This window comes from Sabulicella rubraurantiaca, assembly GCF_017355885.1.
In the GTDB taxonomy this organism is placed as follows: domain Bacteria; phylum Pseudomonadota; class Alphaproteobacteria; order Acetobacterales; family Acetobacteraceae; genus Roseococcus; species Roseococcus rubraurantiacus.
In genome coordinates, this window is sequence record NZ_JAFEUU010000001.1 from 107,146 (window position 1) to 125,132 (window position 17,987).

Annotated in this window: 20 protein-coding genes; 12 read left to right on the forward strand and 8 right to left on the reverse strand. The window is 69.2% G+C overall.

Annotated features, from left to right (window positions below):
• Nucleotides 1–48: 48 nt before the first annotated feature.
• Nucleotides 49–528 carry a xanthine phosphoribosyltransferase gene (gene gpt / locus JTJ31_RS00490; protein ID WP_207537272.1) on the reverse strand — a complete coding sequence of 160 codons (480 nt, stop codon included), beginning with the start codon at nt 526–528 and terminating at the stop codon, nt 49–51.
• 125 nt (nt 529–653) lie between these two features.
• Between gpt and JTJ31_RS00495 the strand changes: the two genes are divergently transcribed.
• Together JTJ31_RS00495 and JTJ31_RS00500 are read left to right on the forward strand one after the other, a co-directional pair.
• Nucleotides 654–2,255: a gamma-glutamyltransferase family protein gene (locus tag JTJ31_RS00495; RefSeq protein ID WP_207536637.1), complete on the forward strand. Its 1,602-nt coding sequence runs from the start codon at nt 654–656 to the stop codon at nt 2,253–2,255.
• A 3-nt stretch (nt 2,256–2,258) separates the two neighbouring features.
• A complete protein-coding gene (locus JTJ31_RS00500) occupies nt 2,259–3,755 on the forward strand; it encodes an amidase (protein ID WP_207536638.1) in 1,497 nt (498 codons plus the stop codon).
• A 9-nt stretch (nt 3,756–3,764) separates the two neighbouring features.
• Here JTJ31_RS00500 and JTJ31_RS00505 read toward each other — a convergent pair whose 3' ends face one another.
• Both JTJ31_RS00505 and JTJ31_RS00510 read right to left on the reverse strand, forming a co-directional pair.
• A complete protein-coding gene (locus JTJ31_RS00505) occupies nt 3,765–4,007 on the reverse strand; it encodes a hypothetical protein (protein WP_236019750.1) in 243 nt (80 codons plus the stop codon).
• A 117-nt stretch (nt 4,008–4,124) separates the two neighbouring features.
• Nucleotides 4,125–4,370, reverse strand: a complete 246-nt coding sequence (locus tag JTJ31_RS00510; protein WP_207536639.1) for an Lrp/AsnC family transcriptional regulator — start codon at nt 4,368–4,370, stop codon at nt 4,125–4,127.
• 105 nt (nt 4,371–4,475) lie between these two features.
• On the opposite strand from JTJ31_RS00510, the gene JTJ31_RS00515 reads away from it, so the two are divergent.
• Together JTJ31_RS00515 and JTJ31_RS00520 are read left to right on the forward strand one after the other, a co-directional pair.
• Nucleotides 4,476–5,576 carry an ABC transporter ATP-binding protein gene (locus JTJ31_RS00515; protein WP_268956977.1) on the forward strand — a complete coding sequence of 367 codons (1,101 nt, stop codon included), beginning with the start codon at nt 4,476–4,478 and terminating at the stop codon, nt 5,574–5,576.
• Nucleotides 5,573–6,571 carry an ABC transporter ATP-binding protein gene (locus tag JTJ31_RS00520; protein WP_207536640.1) on the forward strand — a complete coding sequence of 333 codons (999 nt, stop codon included), beginning with the start codon at nt 5,573–5,575 and terminating at the stop codon, nt 6,569–6,571. The genes JTJ31_RS00515 and JTJ31_RS00520 overlap by 4 nt, the downstream gene beginning before the upstream one ends.
• A gap of 10 nt (nt 6,572–6,581) precedes the next feature.
• Here the strand turns inward: JTJ31_RS00520 and JTJ31_RS00525 are convergent, their stop codons facing one another.
• Complete coding sequence (locus JTJ31_RS00525; RefSeq protein ID WP_207536641.1) at nt 6,582–7,541, reverse strand: Bug family tripartite tricarboxylate transporter substrate binding protein; 960 nt, start codon at nt 7,539–7,541, stop codon at nt 6,582–6,584.
• 89 nt (nt 7,542–7,630) lie between these two features.
• On the opposite strand from JTJ31_RS00525, the gene JTJ31_RS00530 reads away from it, so the two are divergent.
• The 3 genes from JTJ31_RS00530 to folK are packed head-to-tail and all read left to right on the forward strand — an operon-like array spanning nt 7,631 to nt 9,331.
• Complete coding sequence (locus JTJ31_RS00530; protein WP_207536642.1) at nt 7,631–8,293, forward strand: sulfite oxidase-like oxidoreductase; 663 nt, start codon at nt 7,631–7,633, stop codon at nt 8,291–8,293.
• A complete protein-coding gene (locus tag JTJ31_RS00535) occupies nt 8,286–8,843 on the forward strand; it encodes a glutathione peroxidase (RefSeq protein WP_207536643.1) in 558 nt (185 codons plus the stop codon). Before JTJ31_RS00530 ends, JTJ31_RS00535 begins: the two co-directional genes overlap by 8 nt.
• Nucleotides 8,840–9,331, forward strand: a complete 492-nt coding sequence (gene folK, locus JTJ31_RS00540) for a 2-amino-4-hydroxy-6-hydroxymethyldihydropteridine diphosphokinase (RefSeq protein WP_207536644.1) — start codon at nt 8,840–8,842, stop codon at nt 9,329–9,331. Before JTJ31_RS00535 ends, folK begins: the two co-directional genes overlap by 4 nt.
• Here folK and pip read toward each other — a convergent pair.
• On the reverse strand, nt 9,328–10,275 hold the full coding sequence (gene pip, locus JTJ31_RS00545; RefSeq protein WP_207536645.1) for a prolyl aminopeptidase: 948 nt from the start codon (nt 10,273–10,275) through the stop codon (nt 9,328–9,330). The genes folK and pip overlap by 4 nt on opposite strands.
• Before the next feature lie 153 nt (nt 10,276–10,428).
• Between pip and JTJ31_RS00550 the strand changes: the two genes are divergently transcribed.
• A complete protein-coding gene (locus JTJ31_RS00550) occupies nt 10,429–11,121 on the forward strand; it encodes a hypothetical protein (RefSeq protein WP_328805615.1) in 693 nt (230 codons plus the stop codon).
• Here the strand turns inward: JTJ31_RS00550 and JTJ31_RS00555 are convergent, their stop codons facing one another.
• Nucleotides 11,122–11,796, reverse strand: a complete 675-nt coding sequence (locus JTJ31_RS00555) for a GntR family transcriptional regulator (RefSeq protein WP_207536647.1) — start codon at nt 11,794–11,796, stop codon at nt 11,122–11,124.
• Between the two features lie 89 nt (nt 11,797–11,885).
• On the opposite strand from JTJ31_RS00555, the gene tcuA reads away from it, so the two are divergent.
• From tcuA to JTJ31_RS24925, 4 genes are all read left to right on the forward strand, one after another.
• Nucleotides 11,886–13,280, forward strand: coding sequence for an FAD-dependent tricarballylate dehydrogenase TcuA (tcuA, locus tag JTJ31_RS00560; protein WP_207536648.1), 1,395 nt, complete (start codon nt 11,886–11,888; stop codon nt 13,278–13,280).
• A 35-nt stretch (nt 13,281–13,315) separates the two neighbouring features.
• Entirely contained in the window at nt 13,316–14,479 is a 1,164-nt protein-coding gene (gene tcuB / locus JTJ31_RS00565) for a tricarballylate utilization 4Fe-4S protein TcuB (protein WP_207536649.1), read from the forward strand.
• Nucleotides 14,476–15,435, forward strand: coding sequence for a Bug family tripartite tricarboxylate transporter substrate binding protein (locus JTJ31_RS00570; protein ID WP_207536650.1), 960 nt, complete (start codon nt 14,476–14,478; stop codon nt 15,433–15,435). The genes tcuB and JTJ31_RS00570 overlap by 4 nt, the downstream gene beginning before the upstream one ends.
• Before the next feature lie 168 nt (nt 15,436–15,603).
• Nucleotides 15,604–15,915, forward strand: coding sequence for a septal ring lytic transglycosylase RlpA family protein (locus tag JTJ31_RS24925; RefSeq protein WP_328805617.1), 312 nt, complete (start codon nt 15,604–15,606; stop codon nt 15,913–15,915).
• Here the strand turns inward: JTJ31_RS24925 and JTJ31_RS00580 are convergent.
• A complete protein-coding gene (locus JTJ31_RS00580; RefSeq protein ID WP_207536652.1) occupies nt 15,909–17,018 on the reverse strand; it encodes an S-(hydroxymethyl)glutathione dehydrogenase/class III alcohol dehydrogenase in 1,110 nt (369 codons plus the stop codon). The genes JTJ31_RS24925 and JTJ31_RS00580 overlap by 7 nt on opposite strands.
• A gap of 11 nt (nt 17,019–17,029) precedes the next feature.
• Nucleotides 17,030–17,986, reverse strand: a complete 957-nt coding sequence (locus JTJ31_RS00585; RefSeq protein WP_207536653.1) for a Bug family tripartite tricarboxylate transporter substrate binding protein — start codon at nt 17,984–17,986, stop codon at nt 17,030–17,032.
• Nucleotide 17,987: the final 1 nt, after the last annotated feature.

Here is a 17,987-nt window from a genome sequence, read left to right on the forward strand (position 1 = left end):
GAACGGCGAGCTGAAACCCGCGGTTTCCCTTGCCCCAATGGGTTCCTGCTACTTCCCCCCGGCCGATCGGGCGATGGGCGGGACGAATTGCTGCTCTGTATCCCAGGGGAACAGGATCCAGGTGTCCTGGCTCACCTCGGTCACGAAGGTGTCCACCAGGGGCTTGCCCGCCGGCTTCGCGTAGACGGTCGCGAAATGCGCCTTGGGCAGCATGGCGCGCACCACGCGGGCCGTCGTGCCCGTGTCCACCAGATCGTCCAGCAACAGCCAGCCCTCGCCATCCCCTGCGGCGGCGGCCGCCTTCACGATGCGGGGCTCCCCCTTCACCTCTTCGTCATAGGTGACGACGCTCACCGTCTCGATGATGCGGCAATCCAGCTCGCGGGCCACGATGGCGGCGGGGATTAGCCCCCCACGGGTAATGGCGATGACGCCCTTCCAGGGACCGGCCCCCACCAGCCGCCACGCCAGGGCCTTGCCGTCGCGGTGAAGCTGGTCCCAGGACACGGTGTAGTAGCGCTGCGCCATCATGCTGCCTTCTCGAATCGTTCTTTTGGCGCCTAGCCGATCCCTGGCCCCCCTGGAAAGGGGGCTTCCGGGCGGCTGAATTTGCGCCATACAGGGCAGGACGTCCTGCTGAGAAAGGTCCCACCATGCGCGATTTTCATGCCCCTGGCCGCAGCCCGGTCCTTGCCGGGCGCGGAATGGCCGCGACCTCCATGCCCGCCGCGACCCTCGCGGCCATCGAGGTGCTGAAGGGGGGTGGCAACGCGCTGGACGCCGCCATCGCCGCGGTTGCCCTGCTGGGCGTCATCGAGCCGCAATCCACGGGCATCGGCGGCGACTGCTTCTGCCTCTACGCCCCGGCCGGGACCGGGCAGGTGATTGCCATGAACGGCTCCGGCCGGGCCCCTGCGGGCGCGACGCCCGAGGCGCTGCGAGCCGCCGGGCTGACCGCGATGGTCAACACCTCGGCCCATTCGGTCACCATCCCCGGCGCGGTCGCGGCCTGGGAGAAGCTGAATGCCGCCTATGGGAGGCGCGGCCTCGACGTGCTGCTCCAGCCCGCGATTCGCGCGGCGGAGAAGGGGTTCCACGTCCATGCGCGCGTTGCCCATGACTGGTCCGAGGCCGAGGGCAAGCTGCGTTTGCATGCCGTCACCGCCCGCCACTACCTGAAGGGCGGCGCAGCCCCGCGCATGGGCGACCGGATGCAATTCCCTGCCCTGGGCCGCACGCTGCGCGCCATCGCCAAGGACGGCGCCCGCGCCTTCTACGAGGGCGAGATCGCGGCCGACATGGTCCGCACCCTGCGCGCGGCCGGCGGAACGCACACCGAGGCGGATTTCGCCGCCGGGCTGAACGGGCCCGAGTTCGTGACGCCGATCCAGCGTCGCTTCAAGGGCCTGGACATCTTCGAGTGCCCGCCGAACGGCACCGGCATCATCGCACTGATGATGCTGGGCCTGCTGGAAGGCTTCGGCCCAGCGCCGGACGGCCCGCTTGGCCTCACCCGCCTGCATCGCCACATCGAGGCTGGGCGCCTCGCCTATCGCGACCGCGACGCCTTCATCGCCGACCCGGCGCATGTGGAGGTGCCGGTGGAGAAGCTTCTCTCCGACGAGTACCTGCAGGCCCTGGCCCGCAACATCCGCGACGATGCCGCCTCGGAGTTGCCGCCCGCCGGGCAGGCGCTCATGCCGGTCCATGCCGACACCGTGTATCTCTGCGTGGTGGATGAGGACGGGAATGCCTGCTCCTTCATCAACTCGCTCTTCGAGAGCTTCGGCTCCGGCATCCTCGCCGAAGAGTCGGGAGTGATGCTCCATAATCGCGGCTTCGGATTCCGGCTCCAGGAGGGGCATCCGAACTGCATCGCGCCGGGCAAGCGGCCCATGCACACCATCATCCCCGGCATGGCGATGAAGGATGGTCAGGCCTACATGCCCTTCGGCGTGATGGGCGGGCATTTCCAGCCCATGGGCCAGTCGCTGCTGCTCACCAACATGCTGGATTACGGCTTCGACGTGCAGCAGGCCCTGGACCTGCCGCGCCTCTTCCCGCGCGAAGGCCGCATCCAGGTGGAACGCGGCATCCCCACCGAGGTGGTGCGCGGCCTCAACGCCATGGGCCATGACTGCCTCTCCATCGAGAAGCCGCATGGCGGCGGGCAGGCCATCGTCATCGACCGCGAGCGTGGCTGCCTGATTGGCGGAAGTGACCCTCGCAAGGATGGCTGCGCGCTGGGATACTGAGCCATGACCGAACCCTGTGACCTTTCCGCCGTCGAGGCGCGCCGCCTGATCGGGCAGAAGCGCCTTTCCCCCACCGAGCTCCTCGAATCCTGCCTGCGGCGGATCGAGGAGGTGAACCCGGCCGTCAACGCCATGGTCGCCATGGACGAGGAGTCGGCCCGGCGCGAGGCCAAGTCTGTCGAGGAGGCCATCGCACGCGGCGATACGGTCGGGCCGCTCGCGGGCCTGCCGCTTGGCATCAAGGACCTGGAGCAAACCAAGGGACTCCGCACGACTTGGGGCAGCCCGATCTTCCGCGACCACGTTCCCGACCGCGACGAGGGGATGGTCAAGAATCTCCGCGACGCGGGCGGCATCGTTTTGGGCAAGACCAACGTGCCGGAATTCGGCCTGGGCGCGAATAGCCGCAACGCCGTCTATGGCGCCACGGGCAATGCCTTCGACAACACGCGCAACGCTGCCGGCTCCTCCGGTGGTTCCGCCGTGGCGCTGGCGACCGGCATGGTCCCGCTGGCCAGCGGCAGCGACACGGGCGGGTCACTGCGCAACCCCGCGGCTTTCAACGGTATCGTCGGCTACCGGCCCTCGCCGGGCCTCGTTCCCTCCGAGCGGCGCATCCATGGCTGGTCGGCGCTCTCCGTGCTCGGCCCCATGGCGCGCAACGTGCCCGATTTGTCGCTGATGCTCTCGGCAATGGCGAGCGACGACGCAGCAGACCCGCTTGCCTACACGCTACATGCCCGCACCGTGCGCGGGGAGGCGGCGCTGTTCTATCCGCCGCGCCGCATCGACCTCTCCACCGTGCGCTTCGCCGCGACTGAGGATTTCGGGCACGCGCTGGTGGAGCAGGTGGTGCGCCGCAAGTTCCGCGAGGCAGTCTCCGCCATCGCGCCGCATGCGCGCGAAATGGAAGAGGCGACGCCCGACCTTTCGGGTGGGGACGAGGCCTTCGAGGTGTTGCGCGCCATCGGCGCCCTCGCCTCACATGGTGAGCGTGTGCGGAAGCGGCCCGAGGATTGCGGCCCCAACATGCACGCCAATGTCGAGGAGGCGCTGCGCTACAACGTCGAGGACGTGGCGCGGGCGCTCACGACGCAGACGCGCATCTATCGCGACTTCCAGCGCTTCTTCGAAAACCATGACGTCCTGATCTCGCCGGCCATCACCACCAGCCCGCGCTCGTGGCGCGAGCTGTTCCCGGAAATGATCGACGGGAAGAAGGTCCGCACCTACTTCCACTGGCTGGCGCTGGCCTATTACGTAACCCTCACCGGTTACCCGGCGATCAGCCTGCCGGTCGGCCTCGATGAGAATGGCATGCCCTTCGGCCTGCAGATCGTCGGGCCGCGCGGCGGCGATGCCTTCCTGCTCGGCGTTGCGGCCGCGCTCGAGGAGGCGCTTTCCGGCAGCGCAGCGACGGCGCGGCCAGTGCCCGATCTCGGCAAGCTGCGTGCGGCGAAGCCGATCGCCCAAATGGAGGGCTTCCTGGGCTTCGGCTGACGCCGGGGCCTACCAGCCGTAGTAATGACGCGGGCGGCCGTAATAGCCGTAGGCGCGCGGCGGCGGGGCGTAGTAGCCGCGGTCGTAATAGGCGTATCGCGGCGGCTGGCTCGCTGCCGCGATGCCCAGTCCCGCCGCGGCGCCAATGCCCGCACCCAGCAGGCCCGTGGCCAGCGGATCAGGGTAGCCGTAGGGGTCGGTGCAGGCGCCGAGCGCCAGGAGAGCCGCGGGCAGAATCAGGAGCTTGCGCATGGGAAAACCTCCGATGCGCCCAGAAATGGGCGTGCATCGTGTCCAACGCGCGGCGGGGCGGAGGTGTTTTCGGGCCGATTGCGGCGATGCGAAGGCAGGGAGGCCCCAGCCGGGACCTCAGCGCGAGAAGGCGTTGAAGGTCTGTAGAGTATAGGTGTCTTTCACGCCCGGCACGGTCTGCACCTTCTCTACCACGAACAGGCCGATATCCTGCTCGGCGGAGAGGTAGAACTTCCCCAGCAGGTCGTATTGTCCGGAGATGGAATGCATCTCCGACATCTCCTCGATGCCGTCGGCCATTTCGCGCGCCACGCGGTAGGCCTGTCCCATCTCGCATTTGACCATGACGAAAATGGCGCGCATCGGACCCTCCGCTTCGGTGCGGACAGGATATGCCGCGCCGCCGGGCGCGCGTCCACCGCGCTGCCCAGGGCGCGGGCAGCGGCGGCTCCATTCCGGCGCCAGGGCATGACGGAACCGGTTGCGCCCGGCGCGCGCCTGCCGCCAAATCGGCGCATGGACGCGCTGCCCCCTTCCGCCGACCGCGGCGGCCCCGCCCAGCCGCTGCTCCGCCTGGACGGGCTGGTGAAGCATTTCCCCCTCAAGGGCGGCCTGCTGGGCCGCACCCAAGCCGTGGTGCGCGCCGTGGACGGGGTGGGCTTCGAGGTCCGCAAGGGCGAGACGCTCGGCATCGTGGGGGAGAGCGGCTGCGGCAAGTCCACCACCGCGCGCCTCCTGATGCGGCTCCTCGACCCCGATTCCGGCACGATGGTCTTCGATGGCGAGGCGGTGGGCGGCAGCGCCCAGGTCGGCGGCCTGCCGCTGCGCGAATATCGGCGCCAGGTGCAGATGGTGTTCCAGGACAGCTACGCCTCGCTCAACCCGCGCCTACCGATCGAGGACAGCATCGCCTTCGCGCCCAAGGTCCACGGGCTGGGCAATGCGGAGGCGGTGCGCCGCGCCCGCGACATGCTGGCCGCGGTCGGGCTGGCCCCGGCCAACTTCGCGCGCCGCTATCCGCACGAGCTCTCCGGCGGTCAGCGCCAGCGCGTGAACATCGCGCGCGCTCTGGCGCTCCGTCCGCGCCTCGTCATCCTCGATGAGCCGGTGAGCGCCCTCGACAAGTCGGTCGAGGCGCAGGTGCTGAACCTCCTGGTGGACCTGAAGGAGGAGTTCGGCCTCACCTATGTCTTCATCTCGCATGACCTGAACGTGGTGCAGTACATCAGCGACCGCGTGTTGGTGATGTATTTGGGCGAGGTGGCGGAGATCGGCCCGGTGGAGCGCATCTATGAGCACCCGGCCCATCCCTATACGGCTGCGCTGCTCGCCTCCCGCCCCTCCATGGACCCGTCGAGGCGCCGTACCGCGCCGCCTTTGACGGGTGACCCACCCAACCCGGTGAATCCGCCCTCCGGGTGCCGGTTCCGCACGCGCTGCCCGCATGCCGAGGCGGTCTGCGCCGAAAGGAAACCCATCATGGCCGATCTGGGCGGCGGTCACGCCGCTTCGTGCCACATCGCGAATCCCGGCAGCGGCCACTCCCTGGCCGAGAAGGTGGCGGCATGAGCTTGGTCACGCTGCGCGACTTGCGCGTCACCTTCCGCACCCGCGACCGCACGGTGCATGCGGTGAACGGCGTGGACCTCGACCTCGCCGCCGGCGAGACGCTCTGCATCCTCGGCGAATCAGGCTCGGGCAAGTCGGTCACGCTGCGCGCCCTCATGCGCCTCCTTCCGCGCTTCGCCGAGGTGCAGGGCAGGGTGGAGGTGGCCGGGCAGGACGTGACGCGGATGAGCGAAGGAGAGCTCACCGATTTCCGCGGCCGCGACGTGGCGATGATCTTCCAGGAGCCGATGACGGCCATGGACCCGGTCTTCACCATCGGCCAGCAGATCGCGGAGACGGTGCGTCGGCACGAGCGCGTCTCGCGCGCGGCCGCCGAGGCGCGGGCCCTGGAATTGCTGGAGCTTGTGCAGATCCCCTCGGCCAAGCGCCGCCTTGCCGCCTATCCGCACGAATTGTCGGGCGGCCTGCGCCAGCGCGCGATGATCGCCGTGGCGCTGGCCTGCCGCCCCAAGCTGCTGCTGGCCGACGAGCCGACGACGGCGCTGGACGCCACGGTGCAGATCCAGGTGCTGCTGCTGCTGCGCGACCTGCAGAAGCGCTTCAACATGGGCGTGATCTTCGTCACCCACGACCTCGGCGTCGCCGGCGAGATCGCGGATCGCGTGGCGGTGATGTATGCAGGGCGCGTGGTGGAGGAGGGGCCTGTCTCCGGCCTCATGTCGGGGCCGCTGCATCCCTACGCTCAGGGGCTGCTCGGTGCCACGGTGCATCCGGGAATGCGCGGCAAGCGCCTCACCACCATTCCCGGCGCGCCGCCTGCGCTGGACCGGGAGCCCACCGCCTGCGCCTTCGCGCCCCGATGCGACCGGGCGCATGACGCCTGCCTTGCCGAAGTGCCAAGTCTGCGTGAGCCGGTGCCGGGCCGCCGCGCCCGCTGCGTACTGGTGCCCGACGCGCGAGCCGAAAGCCCCGGCCTGGTTCCGGCCGGGGTCTAGAAAAGGCGTCTTAGCTTTCGAACATGATGTTGCGCTCGCGGATGATGCGGCCCCATTTCGCCGCCTCCGCCTGCACATGGGCCCGCGCCACGGCTTCGTCCGACCCCCGCAGGAGGAAGCCTGCGCCAGATGCGCGTGCCTGCACGTCGGGCTGTGCGACCGCATGGGCTGCGACCTCGGTGAGCCGCGCGGCCACCGCGTCGGGCGTGCCGGCCGGTGCCCACCACATCACCCAGGAATAAGCCTCGAAGCCAGGCACGACGCTTTCACTGATGGTCGGCAGTTCGGGGAGGGTGGGGATCCGCTCCGCGGTCCCGACCGCCAGGGCCGGGATGGCGCGTTGCGCGATCAGGGCCTGGGCGGCCGGCAGGTCCAGGATCGTGAAATCCACGCGCCCCGCCTGAAGCTCCGTGAGCGAGGGTGCGGAGCCGCGGAAGGGAACGTGGGTGATCTCGGCCCCCGTCATGGCGCGATACAACTCGCCGGCGAGGTGCGCCGGGTTCCCAACCCCACCGGAAGCGAAGGTGAAGCGCCCCGGATTGGCCTGCACGACGCGATGCCATTCCTGCACCGTCTGCGCTGGGAAGCCCGGGCGCGTCACCAGCACGGTCGGCGTGATGGCGAGCATGGAAAGCGGCCGGAAATCCCGCACCGGGTCGTAGGGCGCCGGGTTCATCATGAAGGGTGCGGTGAGAGAGGAGATGACCGCAACCAGGATGGTGTGGCCGTCCGGTGCCTCGCGCGCCGCGATGGATGAGCCGACCGCGGCGCCCGCGCCAGTCCGGTTCTCCACCGTGACGGGCTGGCCAAGCGCCGCCTGGGCATGGGGCGCCATCAGCCGCGCCAGCAGGTCCGGGCTGCCCCCGGCCGGAAACGGGACGATGAGGCGGATGGGCCGGCTTGGCGCCCAGCGCCCTTGGGCAAGAGCAGGCGTGGCGAGCGGGGCGAGCAAAAGCGCGCGGCGATGCATGGTCCGGTCTCCGGGAAAGGCGACTGGCCGGTTGGCGTTCCCCGGCCCATATGTGCCATCGGAACCGAAGCCTGCAAGGATTGAATGCCATGGCGGAAGAGGACGGCGTGCGGCTCGAGGGCGAGGTGCGCGAGAAGCTGCTGCGCTCCAAGGAGCAATGGGCGAGGGAAGGGCGGTTGCTGACCGGCACCACCGGGGCTGACCGCCTGCCGCCCGGCCAGCGCCTGGTGACCGACTTCCCCGTACTCGACCTCGGCGTGCAGCCGGACGTGAAGCCGGAGCGCTGGCGCCTGCGGCTCGAGGGGCTGGTGGAGAACCGCCTGGCCCTGGCATGGGACGCCTTCATGGCGCTGCCGCAGCGCGACTTCGTAAACGACATCCATTGCGTCACGGCCTGGTCGCGCTACGACAACACGTGGCGCGGCGTGGCCAGCCGCGACCTGCTGGAGCTGGCGAAGCCGAAGCCCGAGGCGCGCTTCGTCGTCTTCCACTCCTATGACGGCTACACCACCAACGTCTCGCTCGACACCTTCGCGGCGGAGGATGTGCTGGTGGCGCATAGCTGGGCCGGAAAGCCCTTGGACCGCGTGCATGGTGGCCCGGCGCGCATCGTCATTCCGCGCTATTACTTCTGGAAGTCGGCCAAGTGGGTGACGCGCATCGAGTTCCTCGCCGAGGATCGCCCCGGCTTCTGGGAGGTGCGCGGCTACCACAACAGTGCCGACCCCTGGCTGGAGGAACGCTATGGTTGACCTGCTCCGCCGCACCGCCCTGCTCGTGTCGAGCTTCGTGGTGCCTGCCGTGAAGCAGGGGCAGGCTACGACCAGCGAGGAAGCCTGGGGCTTCTCCTTCGACGCGCTGGAAGGCGGGTCCCTCCCGCTGGAGCAGTTTCGCGGCCGTGTGCTGCTGGTGGTCAACACCGCCAGCTTTTGCGGCTTCACCCCGCAATACGCCGCCCTGCAACACCTGCACGAGCAGCACGAGGCGCGGGGCCTCACGGTGATCGGCGTGCCCTCCACCGATTTCGGCCAGGAAAGCACCGAGACCGCGAAGGTGCGCGAGTTCTGCGAGGCCCAGTTCAACATTTCCTTGCCGATGGCGGGGCTCACCCACGTTCGGGGCGCGGGCGCACATCCATTCTTTCGCTGGGCCGCTGCCCAGGCGGGGCCGGTGCGGTGGAACTTCCACAAATACCTCGTCGCAAGGGACGGGCGGCGCGTGACCGGCTTCACCACCCGCGTCGCGCCGGATTCTGCCGCGCTCACGCGCGCGCTCGACGAGGCTTTGGCAGCCTCCGCGTGATTTTGATCGGCATCGGCGCGAACCTTCCCGGCCCCGACGGAAGCCTGCCGCGTGCGACCTGCGAGGCCGCGACGGCGACGCTGCAGGCCTTGCCGGGGCTTCGTCTCGCCTGCCTTTCCGGGTGGTGGGAAAGCGCGCCGGTGCCGCCCATGGCGGGCGCACCCTGGTACGTGAACGGGGTGGCGCGTCTGGAAGGCAGGGTCGATCCGGCCGTCTTGCTGGCCACGCTGCATGGGATCGAGGCAGCGCATCACCGCCAGCGCCCCTATCCCAACGCCCCGCGCACGCTCGACCTTGACCTGCTGGACTGCAACGGCACCGTGTCTGACATCCCCGCGCTGCGCCTGCCGCATCCGCGCATGGCCGCTCGCGCCTTCGTGCTGCGCCCCCTGGCTGAGGTCGCGCCGGAATGGCGCCACCCCATTACCGGCGCCGGCTTGCCAGAATTGCTGGCGGCGCTGCCCCCACAGGAGATCCGGCGCCTCTAGCGCCGCCGGAACCGCTCCACCGCCGCCACCAGCGCCGTCCGGACTCCTGGCTCCAGCGCCGAATGCCCCGCATCGGGCACGATGGTCAGCCGGGCCCGCGGCCAGGCGGCGGCCAGGTCGAAGGCCGTCTCCGCTGGGCAGACCATGTCGTAGCGGCCCTGGATGATTTCCGCCGGGATCTCGGCGAGGGAATTCATCCCGGCGAGGAGGCCGCCTTCGCGCAGGAACAGCCCATGGGCGAAATAATGCGCCTCGATCCGCGCGAGGCCGAGGGCCGAGCGGTCCTGCGCGAAGCTGGCCACCGTCTCGGGCGAGGGGAGGAGGGTGGAACAGGACCCTTCGTAATGGCTCCAGGCCCGGGCGGCGGGCAGGTGGACCAGCGGGTCGGGGTCGGTCAGGCGCCGGAGGTATGAGCCGAGGATGTCGCCTCGCTCATGGGGCGGTAGGTGCTCGGCGAAGGCGGCCCAGGCATCTGGGAAGAAGCGCCGGAGCCCATGGAGGAACCAGTCCACCTCGGCAGGCCGCCCCAGGAACACGCCGCGCAGGACACAGCCCGTGACGCGCGAGGGATGCGCCTGGGCATAGGCGAGGGCGAGGGTGGACCCCCAGGAGCCGCCGAAAAGCAGCCACTTCTCCAGCCCGAGGAAGCGCCGCAACGTCTCGATATCCTCGACGAGGTGCGGGGTGGTGTTGGTCCGGAGCTCGCCCAGCGGGCGGGATCGGCCGGCACCGCGCTGATCGAAGATCACGAGGCGCCAGTGGGTCGGGTCGAAGAAACGGCGATGCACCGCCCCGGCCCCGGCCCCCGGCCCGCCATGCAGGAACAGCACCGGCTGGCCGCGCGGATTTCCCACCTGCTCCCAATACATGACATGCCCATCGCCGAGCGGCAGCAGCCCTGTCTCGAAGGGCGCGATGTCCGGAAAGAGGTCGCCGCGGGGCATGATTCCTTATCCCCTTCCAGCGCGCGGCATTCAATCCTTTGCCGACGCCTCTTCGCCTCGGCGGCAAGCGCGCCTAACTTGGGGAGGATGGCCCAGCAGCCCAATTCCGCACCGTCCCATGCCAGCCCGCCCCCGGGATCGGTGGCCTGCGGCGTGTGCGGCACAGAAAGCCGCCAGCCGGGCTTCAAGCCGGCCATGCCCGAGCAGGCTCCCGACCTTGACCTGCGCCCTGGCCAGCCGTTGCGCAGTTCGATGGCGCGGTGGCTCCAGCAATGCCCGCACTGCGGCTATTCCGCGCCCGAGATTGCCCAGGCTCACCCCGCCGCCGCCCAGGCCGTGGCGGCCGCGCATTTCCGGGCGCTGCTGAACGACCAGTCCATCCCGCCCCTGGCGCGGCGCTTCTTGGCCTGGGCTCTCATCCTGGAGGAGACGGGCGCGCTGCATGCCGCGGCCGAGGCGACGCTGCAGGCGGCCTGGGTGGCGGATGATCTTGCCAAGGCCGATTTCTCGCGCGCGTGGCGGCGGGAGGCGGTCGCGCTGTGGCGCTCGGGTCCGCCCCTCGATGCCGAGCAGACGGTGCGTGTGGTGGATAGCCTGCGCCGCGCCGGCATGCACGAGGACGCGGAGCAGACGGCGCGCCGCCTGCTGGAAACCGGCCCGGCCGAGGCGGTGGCCCAGGTGCTGACCCTGGAATTGCGGCTGATCGAGGCGCGGGACGAAAGGCGGCACAGCGCCGCCACCGCCCTGCCGCCACCTGCGCGCCGCCCGCATGTCTCGCATCAGCCCAGCGTCAAGCGGGGCGAGGGGATCCGGGCCTGGCTGCGTCGCCTGTTCGGGCGCGACTGATTACTCCTGCCCGGCGCCGGGTACGCCCAGGGTCCGCAACAGCCAAGCGAGGCGGTGCCGCTGCGCGGCACGCGCATGGGCCCGCGCCGCTTCCTCCGCCTGCGCCCCGTCGCGGGTCACCAGCGCCGCCAGGATGGCGCGATGCTCGGCATGGGCCGCTTCCGCCCGGCCGCCGAGGGTGAGGATGGAGGGCAGCAGCGCCAGATGCGCCGAAAGCTGCTCCAAGGTCCGCAGGAGGTAGCGGTTATGGGTGGCGAGGTAGATCATGCCGTGGAACCGCAGGTTCAGTTCTGCCAGCGCCTGCGCGTCGTTGAAGCTGCCCGGCTCGGTGTCCAGCAACTCCGTCATCGCGGCGAGTTCCGTGTCGCTTGCATGCTGCGCGGCGAGCCGTGCTGCGGCGCCTTCCATGATCTCGCGCATCACGTAGAGCTCTACAACCTGGGCATGGTCAGGCCGCGTCACGGACAGGCCGCGCCGGGTCTCATGCGTCAGCAGCCCCTCCGACTCAAGCCGGGCGATGGCCTGCCGCACCGGAGTGCGTGACACGCCGAATCGTGTGGCGAGGTCTGTCTCGGTGACCCGCATCCCAGGCGGCAGGGAGCCGTCGCGCAGCGCGGCGCGAATGGCGGAATAGGCGACCTCGCCCAGGTCGCGCGCGGGGGTCGTGCCGTCCATCGCCCTACCATAGGCAAGCATGGAGAAACTGCCCATCTGGACGCGCTGGATACAGCCGGATACAAAAGCGCGCATCGGGGGAGGCTGGAGTGGACTTCACCAAGGTTTGGGATGTTCTGGTAGTGGGCGGCGGCAATGCCGCGCTCTGCGCCGCCATCACCGCGCGCCGCATGGGCGCCAGCGTCGTCGTCGCGGAACACGCACCGAAGCCCATGCGGGGCGGCAACTCCCGCCACACCCGCAATGTCCGCGCCCTGCATCCGGCGCCCACCAATGTCCTGACCGAATCCTATCTAGAGGAGGAATACTGGGACGATCTGCTGCGCGTGACCGGCGGTCGCACGGATGAGGCGCTGGCCCGCATGACCATCCGCGCAAGCCAGCACGCCCCCGGCTTCCTGGAGGAGTGCGGCGTCGTCTTCCAGCCGAGCCTCTCGGGCACGCTGTCCCTGTCCCGCACCAATGCCTTCTTCCTGGGTGGTGGCAAGGCGCTGGTGAACGCCCTCTACCGCACCGCCGAGGCGATGGGCATTGAGATCCTCTACGATACCGAGGTGCAGCACATCGCGGTGGAGGAGGGCTTCGCGAAGGAGGCCATTGTCTCGTGGCGCGGCTTTCCGGAGCGCATCCGCTTCCGCACGGTGGTCGCCAGCAGCGGCGGCTTCCAGGCCAACCGCGAGTGGCTGCGCCGCTACTGGGGCGATGCCGCCGACAATTTCCAGATCCGCGGCACGCCCTTCGCCCAGGGCCGTGTCCTGAAGGACCTGCTGGGCCAGGGCGTGCAGGAGGTGGGCGATCCCACCCAGTTCCACGCCGTCGCCAACGATGCCCGCGCGCCGATGGAGGATGGCGGCCTCGCCATGCGCCTCGACTGCGTTCCTTTCTCCATCGTGGTGAACGAGGAGGTGGATCGCTTCTACGACGAGGGCGAGGATGTCTGGCCGAAGCGCTATGCCATCTGGGGTCGCCTGATCGCGCAGCAGCCCAACCAGCGCGCCTTCGCCATCACCGACTCCCAGGCGCTGATGGACTACCTGCCCAGCGTCTTCCCGCCCATCTTCGCCGGCACGATCCGCGAGCTGGCCGGCAAGCTGGGCCTGGACTCGGACAAGCTGGAACGCGTGGTGACCGAGTACAACGACGCCGTGCGCCCCGGGACCTTCAACGGCAAGGCGCTGGACGATTGCCGCACCGAGGGGCTGACGCCGCCGAAGTCCCACTGGGCGCGGCGTATCGAGAAGCCCCCCTTCCACGCCCATCCACTGCGGCCCGGCATCACCTTCACCTTCCTCGGCGTGAAGGTGAACGACCGCGCGCGGGTGATGATGGCCGACGGCAAGCCCTCGGCGAACATGTTCGCGAGCGGCGAGATCATGGCGGGCAACATCCTGGGCCAGGGTTACCTGGCTGGTTTCGGCATGGCGATCGGCACGGTGTTCGGCCGCATCGCAGGGGAAGAGGCGGCCCGTGCGGCGAGGAATTAGCCCCGCGCGGATGGCCGGATACTCGGAGGGCGAGAATGTCCCAAGCAACTGACGGCATCAACCTGACGGCCTATGCCGCGGGCGCCGATTCCGATGCCCCACCGCGCGTGGACTCCACGACGGTGGCCGAGGCACGGCGCCAGATGGAGATATGCAATGCCTGTCGCTACTGCGAGGGCTATTGCGCCGTCTTCCCGGCCATGGCGATGCGACGCGCCTTCTCCGAAGGCGACCTGACGCACCTCGCCAATCTCTGCCACAACTGCAAGGGCTGCTTCCACTCCTGCCAGTACGCGCCGCCGCACCCCTTCGGCGTGAACATCCCCGCGACCTTCGCGACGATCCGGCAGGAAAGCTACGCCGAGTACGCCGTGCCGCGCGCCATGGGTCGCCTCTTCGAGCGCAACGGCACGGTGGTGGCAGGCGTCTCGGCGCTGGCGCTGACCCTCGTGCTGGTTCTGGTCGTGGCGCTGCAGGACCCTGCCGTGCTGTGGTCGGCGCAGACGGGAACGGGCGCCTTCTTCCGCGTCATTCCCTATCCGGTGATGGTGAACCTGGCCTCGCTCACCTTCGGCTGGGCGATCGTGGCGATGATCCTATCCTCCTGGCGCTACTGGCGGGGCACCGCGCCGCGCAGCCGCCTGCCGCTTTCGGGCCCCGCAGTGGCGGAGGCGACGATGGATGTAGTGCTGCTCCGCAACCTCGGCGGCGGGGGGCATGGATGCAACGACCTGGATGACGGCTTCTCCCACACGCGCCGTTGGCTGCACCAGGCGATGGCGGGCGGCTTCATGCTTTGCTTTGCCGCCACCTGCGTCGGCACGGTGTATCACCACATGCTCGGCTGGTATTCGCCGCATTCCTTCTGGAGCCTGCCGGTGCAGCTGGGCACCTGGGGCGGCGTGCTGCTCTGCATCGGTTCGGCTGGGCTTCTCTACATCAAGGCGGTGACGGACCCGGCGCCGGTGGCGCGGCGGCTGTTGGGCGGCGAGGTGGCGATGCTCGCGCTTCTGTTCCTCATCGGCGCGACGGGGCTGCTGCTGCTGGTGGTGCGCCATACGGGCGCCATGGGGTTCACCCTTGCCCTGCATCTGGGGCTGGTCTTGGCTTTCTTCCTAGTGCTTCCTTATTCGAAGATGATGCACGCGCCGTTCCGGGCGCTGGCCCTGCTGCGCAACGCCATGGAGAAGCGCCGATGATCACGCGACGCCTGCTCGGGGCCTCCGCCCTCGCCGTTCCCGCCATCGCCAGCGCCCAGGCGCGCGCCCTGACCCTGGTGGTGCCCTATGCCGCCGGCGGCGGCACCGATATCGCGGCGCGGGAGTTTGCCGGCCTGTTCTCGCAGGAGCTGGGTGGGCAGAGCGTGATCGTGGAGAACCGCGCCGGTGGCGCCGGGCATGTCGGAGCGCTCGCGGTGCATCGCGCGCGGCCCGATGGCCAGACGCTGCTCTTCGCGGTTTCGACCAACGTGGTCATCAACCCGCACCTCCAGCGTGGCGACCGCGTGGATCTCGCGAATTCCCTGGAAGCGGTGGCGCAGACTTCCGCCTATCAGTACGTGCTGGTGGTTCATCCCTCGAACCCGGCCCGCACCCTTCAGGAATACGTAGACTGGGTGAAGCGGCAGCCGCGCGGCAGCGTCACTTTCTCCTCCTCCGGGGTGGGCGGAAACAACCACCTTGCTGGCGTGCTCTTCGCCGAGGCGGCGGGGATCGAGATGGAGCACGTCCCATATCGCGGTACGGCACCCGCGCTGATGGACGTGGTGGCGCGCAACATCACGCTGAACGTCTCCTCGCCGCCCCCCGCCATCACCCTGGTGCGCGAAGGCAGGCTGCGGGCGCTGGCCGTGACCGGCAACTCGCGCATGGCCGCCCTGCCGGACGTCCCAACCCTGCGCGAGATCATCCCGAACCTCGTCATCGAGGGGTGGCACGGCATCTTCGCTCCCGGAGGCACTCCGGCCCCGGCGCTCGACCGGCTGGAACAGGCGGCACGGCGCGCCATTGCCAGCCCGAGCTACGTTCAGCGCCTTGCGAATGAGGGGCTTGAGCCGCCGCCGGAGCGCCCCCGCGCCGCCTTTGCGGCCGCGGTGAAGGAGGAAAGTGCCTATTGGGCACGCAAGGTTCCGGAACTGGGAATCTCGCTGGACTGATACGTGGGGCCAATTTGCGCGTTTGCTTCGCCGGAATCATTCCGACGAAGGGATTGACCCATGCTGAAACCACCCCATTCGGCCCTGGCGGGTCTTTTGGTCCTGGGTCTTGCGGCTTGCCAGTCTGGAGAGCGACAGCGGGCTGACCAGCCCGCAGCCACTGGCCCGGTGCAACGCGGCCAAGGCTCCTACTATAGTCCGTTCCTGGCGGGGCGCCTGACTGCGAGCGGCGAGCCCTTCAACCCCAATTCCGACACGGCCGCCCATCCCACCTTGCCGCTCGGCACGGTGGCAGAGGTGCGGAACCTTCGCACCGGACGCGCGGAGCGCGTGACCATCCGCGACCGCGGTCCGTTCCGGCGCGGCCGCATCATCGATGTCAGCCCGCGCACGGCGGAACGTCTGGGCATGAAGGAGGATGGGACGGCCCCGGTCGAGGTTCGTCCCATTTCCATATCGGGGAGCGGCGCGCGTCAGTAGAGGACGACGGTGCGGATGCTTTCGCCGCGCTCCATCATGTCGAAGCCCTCGTTGATGCGCTCGAGCGGCAGGGTATGGGTGATGAGCGGGTCGATCTCGATCTTCCCGTCCATGTACCAGTCCACGATCTTCGGCACGTCGGTCCGACCCCTGGCGCCGCCGAAGGCCGAGCCCTGCCAGCGCCGGCCGGTCACGAGCTGGAAGGGGCGGGTGGCAATTTCGGCCCCTGCGGGGGCGACGCCAATGATGGTCGAAACGCCCCAGCCCTTATGCGCGCATTCCAGCGCCTGACGCATGAGGTTCACGTTGCCCACGCACTCGAAGGAATAGTCGGCCCCACCGCCCGTCAGCTCGACGATATGCGCGACGAGGTCGCCGCCGATCTCCTTCGGGTTCACGAAATGCGTCATGCCGAACTCGCGGCCCATCTGCTCGCGCTCGGGGTTCACGTCCACGCCGACGATCATGTTCGCGCCGACCATGCGCGCGCCCTGGATCACGTTCAGCCCGATGCCGCCCAGGCCGAAGACGACGACATTCGCGCCCGGCTCCACCTTCGCGGTGTAGATCACCGCGCCTACGCCGGTGGTGACGCCGCAGCCGATGTAGCAGATCTTGTCGAAGGGCGCGTCGGACCGGACCTTGGCCAGCGCGATCTCCGGCAGCACGGTGAAGTTCGAGAAGGTCGAGCAGCCCATGTAGTGCAGGATGGGCTGGCCCTTGTAGGAGAAGCGGCTCGTCCCGTCCGGCATCAGCCCGCGGCCTTGCGTGGTGCGGATGCGCTGGCAGAGGTTCGTCTTGGGGTTAAGGCAGTATTCGCACTCCCGGCATTCGGGAGTGTAGAGCGGGATGACATGGTCGCCCGGCTTCAGCGAGGAGACGCCCGGCCCGACTTCCCTCACCACGCCCGCGCCCTCATGACCGAGGATGGCGGGGAAGAGCCCCTCCGGGTCGGCGCCGGAGAGAGTGTACTTGTCGGTGTGGCACAGACCGGTAGCCATGATCTCCACCAGGACCTCGCCCGCGCGCGGGCCTTCCAGCTCCACTTCGACGATCTCAAGCGGCTTCTTCGCCTCGAAGGCGACGGCAGCACGTGTCTTCATGGAATTCCTCCTCAGCCGACGGTCAGGTTGCGACGCCGGATGAACTCACCCCAGAGCGCGCTTTCCCGGTCCAGCCGCGCCTGCATCTCTGCCGCCGATCCCTGGAGCGGGATCAGAAACTGGTCGCGCAGGCGGCGCTGCACCGTTTCGTCCCCCAACGCGCCGCGAATGGCGGCGTTCAGCGTCTCCACCGCCGGTGCGGGCATTCCGGCAACGCCCACCATAGCGAACCAGCCCGGCATGACCGGTGCGTCCAGCCCGGCCTCGGCCTGGGTCGGGAGATCGGGCATCTGCGGCACGCGCTCCGTCCCCACCACGGCCAGCGCATTCACCGCGCCGGACTGGATCTGCGGATAGGCCACGCCGAAGGTCGGGATCATCGCATCCACCTCGCCGGTGATGACAGCGGTCACGCCCTGCGCCGTGCCGGGGTAGGGCACATGCGTCATTCGCACGCCCGCGCGGTCGCACAGCATCTCCATCGCCAGATGCGTGGAATTGCCGTTGCCGGCGGAGGAAAAGGACAGGTCGCGCTGCTTCGCCGCCTCGATCAGCGCGGGCAGGGACGTGATGCTGCTGCGCTTGCTGGTGATCAGCACAAAGGGCGTGTCGGTGCAGGGTGCGATCATGGTGAAGTCGCGCGCCACGTCATAGGGCAGGGTGCGATAGAGATGCGGATTGAAGGCCAGTTGCGACACGCCGGTCAGAAGGATGGTCTGCCCGTCGTTGCGCGCCTGCTTCAGCGCATTGATCGCCACCGCGCCATTCGCGCCGGGCCGGTTCTCGACCACCACGGGCTGGCGCAGGGCGGAGGACATCGGATCCTGGATGATGCGCGCGACCATGTCGTTGGAGGAACCGGGAGCCTGCGGCAGCAACATCCGCACCGGGCCGGATGGGAAACCCTGCGCCCGCGTGACGGAAGGGGCGGCCAGGAGAGGCAGGGCGAGGAGAGTGCGTCGGTTCATG

Excerpts from the sequence above, each read along its gene's own strand:
- JTJ31_RS00500 (WP_207536638.1), top strand. The coding sequence starts at position 2,259 with ATGACCGAACCCTGTGACCTTTCCGCCGTCGAGGCGCGCCGCCTGATC.
- tcuB (WP_207536649.1), top strand. The coding sequence starts at position 13,316 with ATGTCCCAAGCAACTGACGGCATCAACCTGACGGCCTATGCCGCGGGC.
- JTJ31_RS00495 (WP_207536637.1), top strand. The coding sequence starts at position 654 with ATGCGCGATTTTCATGCCCCTGGCCGCAGCCCGGTCCTTGCCGGGCGC.
- JTJ31_RS00585 (WP_207536653.1), bottom strand. The coding sequence starts at position 17,986 with ATGAACCGACGCACTCTCCTCGCCCTGCCTCTCCTGGCCGCCCCTTCC.
- JTJ31_RS00525 (WP_207536641.1), bottom strand. The coding sequence starts at position 7,541 with ATGCATCGCCGCGCGCTTTTGCTCGCCCCGCTCGCCACGCCTGCTCTT.
- JTJ31_RS00580 (WP_207536652.1), bottom strand. The coding sequence starts at position 17,018 with ATGAAGACACGTGCTGCCGTCGCCTTCGAGGCGAAGAAGCCGCTTGAG.
- JTJ31_RS00570 (WP_207536650.1), top strand. The coding sequence starts at position 14,476 with ATGATCACGCGACGCCTGCTCGGGGCCTCCGCCCTCGCCGTTCCCGCC.
- JTJ31_RS00505 (WP_236019750.1), bottom strand. The coding sequence starts at position 4,007 with ATGCGCAAGCTCCTGATTCTGCCCGCGGCTCTCCTGGCGCTCGGCGCC.
- JTJ31_RS00520 (WP_207536640.1), top strand. The coding sequence starts at position 5,573 with ATGAGCTTGGTCACGCTGCGCGACTTGCGCGTCACCTTCCGCACCCGC.
- JTJ31_RS00555 (WP_207536647.1), bottom strand. The coding sequence starts at position 11,796 with ATGGACGGCACGACCCCCGCGCGCGACCTGGGCGAGGTCGCCTATTCC.
- JTJ31_RS00510 (WP_207536639.1), bottom strand. The coding sequence starts at position 4,370 with ATGCGCGCCATTTTCGTCATGGTCAAATGCGAGATGGGACAGGCCTAC.
- pip (WP_207536645.1), bottom strand. The coding sequence starts at position 10,275 with ATGCCCCGCGGCGACCTCTTTCCGGACATCGCGCCCTTCGAGACAGGG.
- gpt (WP_207537272.1), bottom strand. The coding sequence starts at position 528 with ATGGCGCAGCGCTACTACACCGTGTCCTGGGACCAGCTTCACCGCGAC.
- JTJ31_RS00530 (WP_207536642.1), top strand. The coding sequence starts at position 7,631 with ATGGCGGAAGAGGACGGCGTGCGGCTCGAGGGCGAGGTGCGCGAGAAG.
- JTJ31_RS00535 (WP_207536643.1), top strand. The coding sequence starts at position 8,286 with ATGGTTGACCTGCTCCGCCGCACCGCCCTGCTCGTGTCGAGCTTCGTG.
- JTJ31_RS00515 (WP_268956977.1), top strand. The coding sequence starts at position 4,476 with ATGACGGAACCGGTTGCGCCCGGCGCGCGCCTGCCGCCAAATCGGCGC.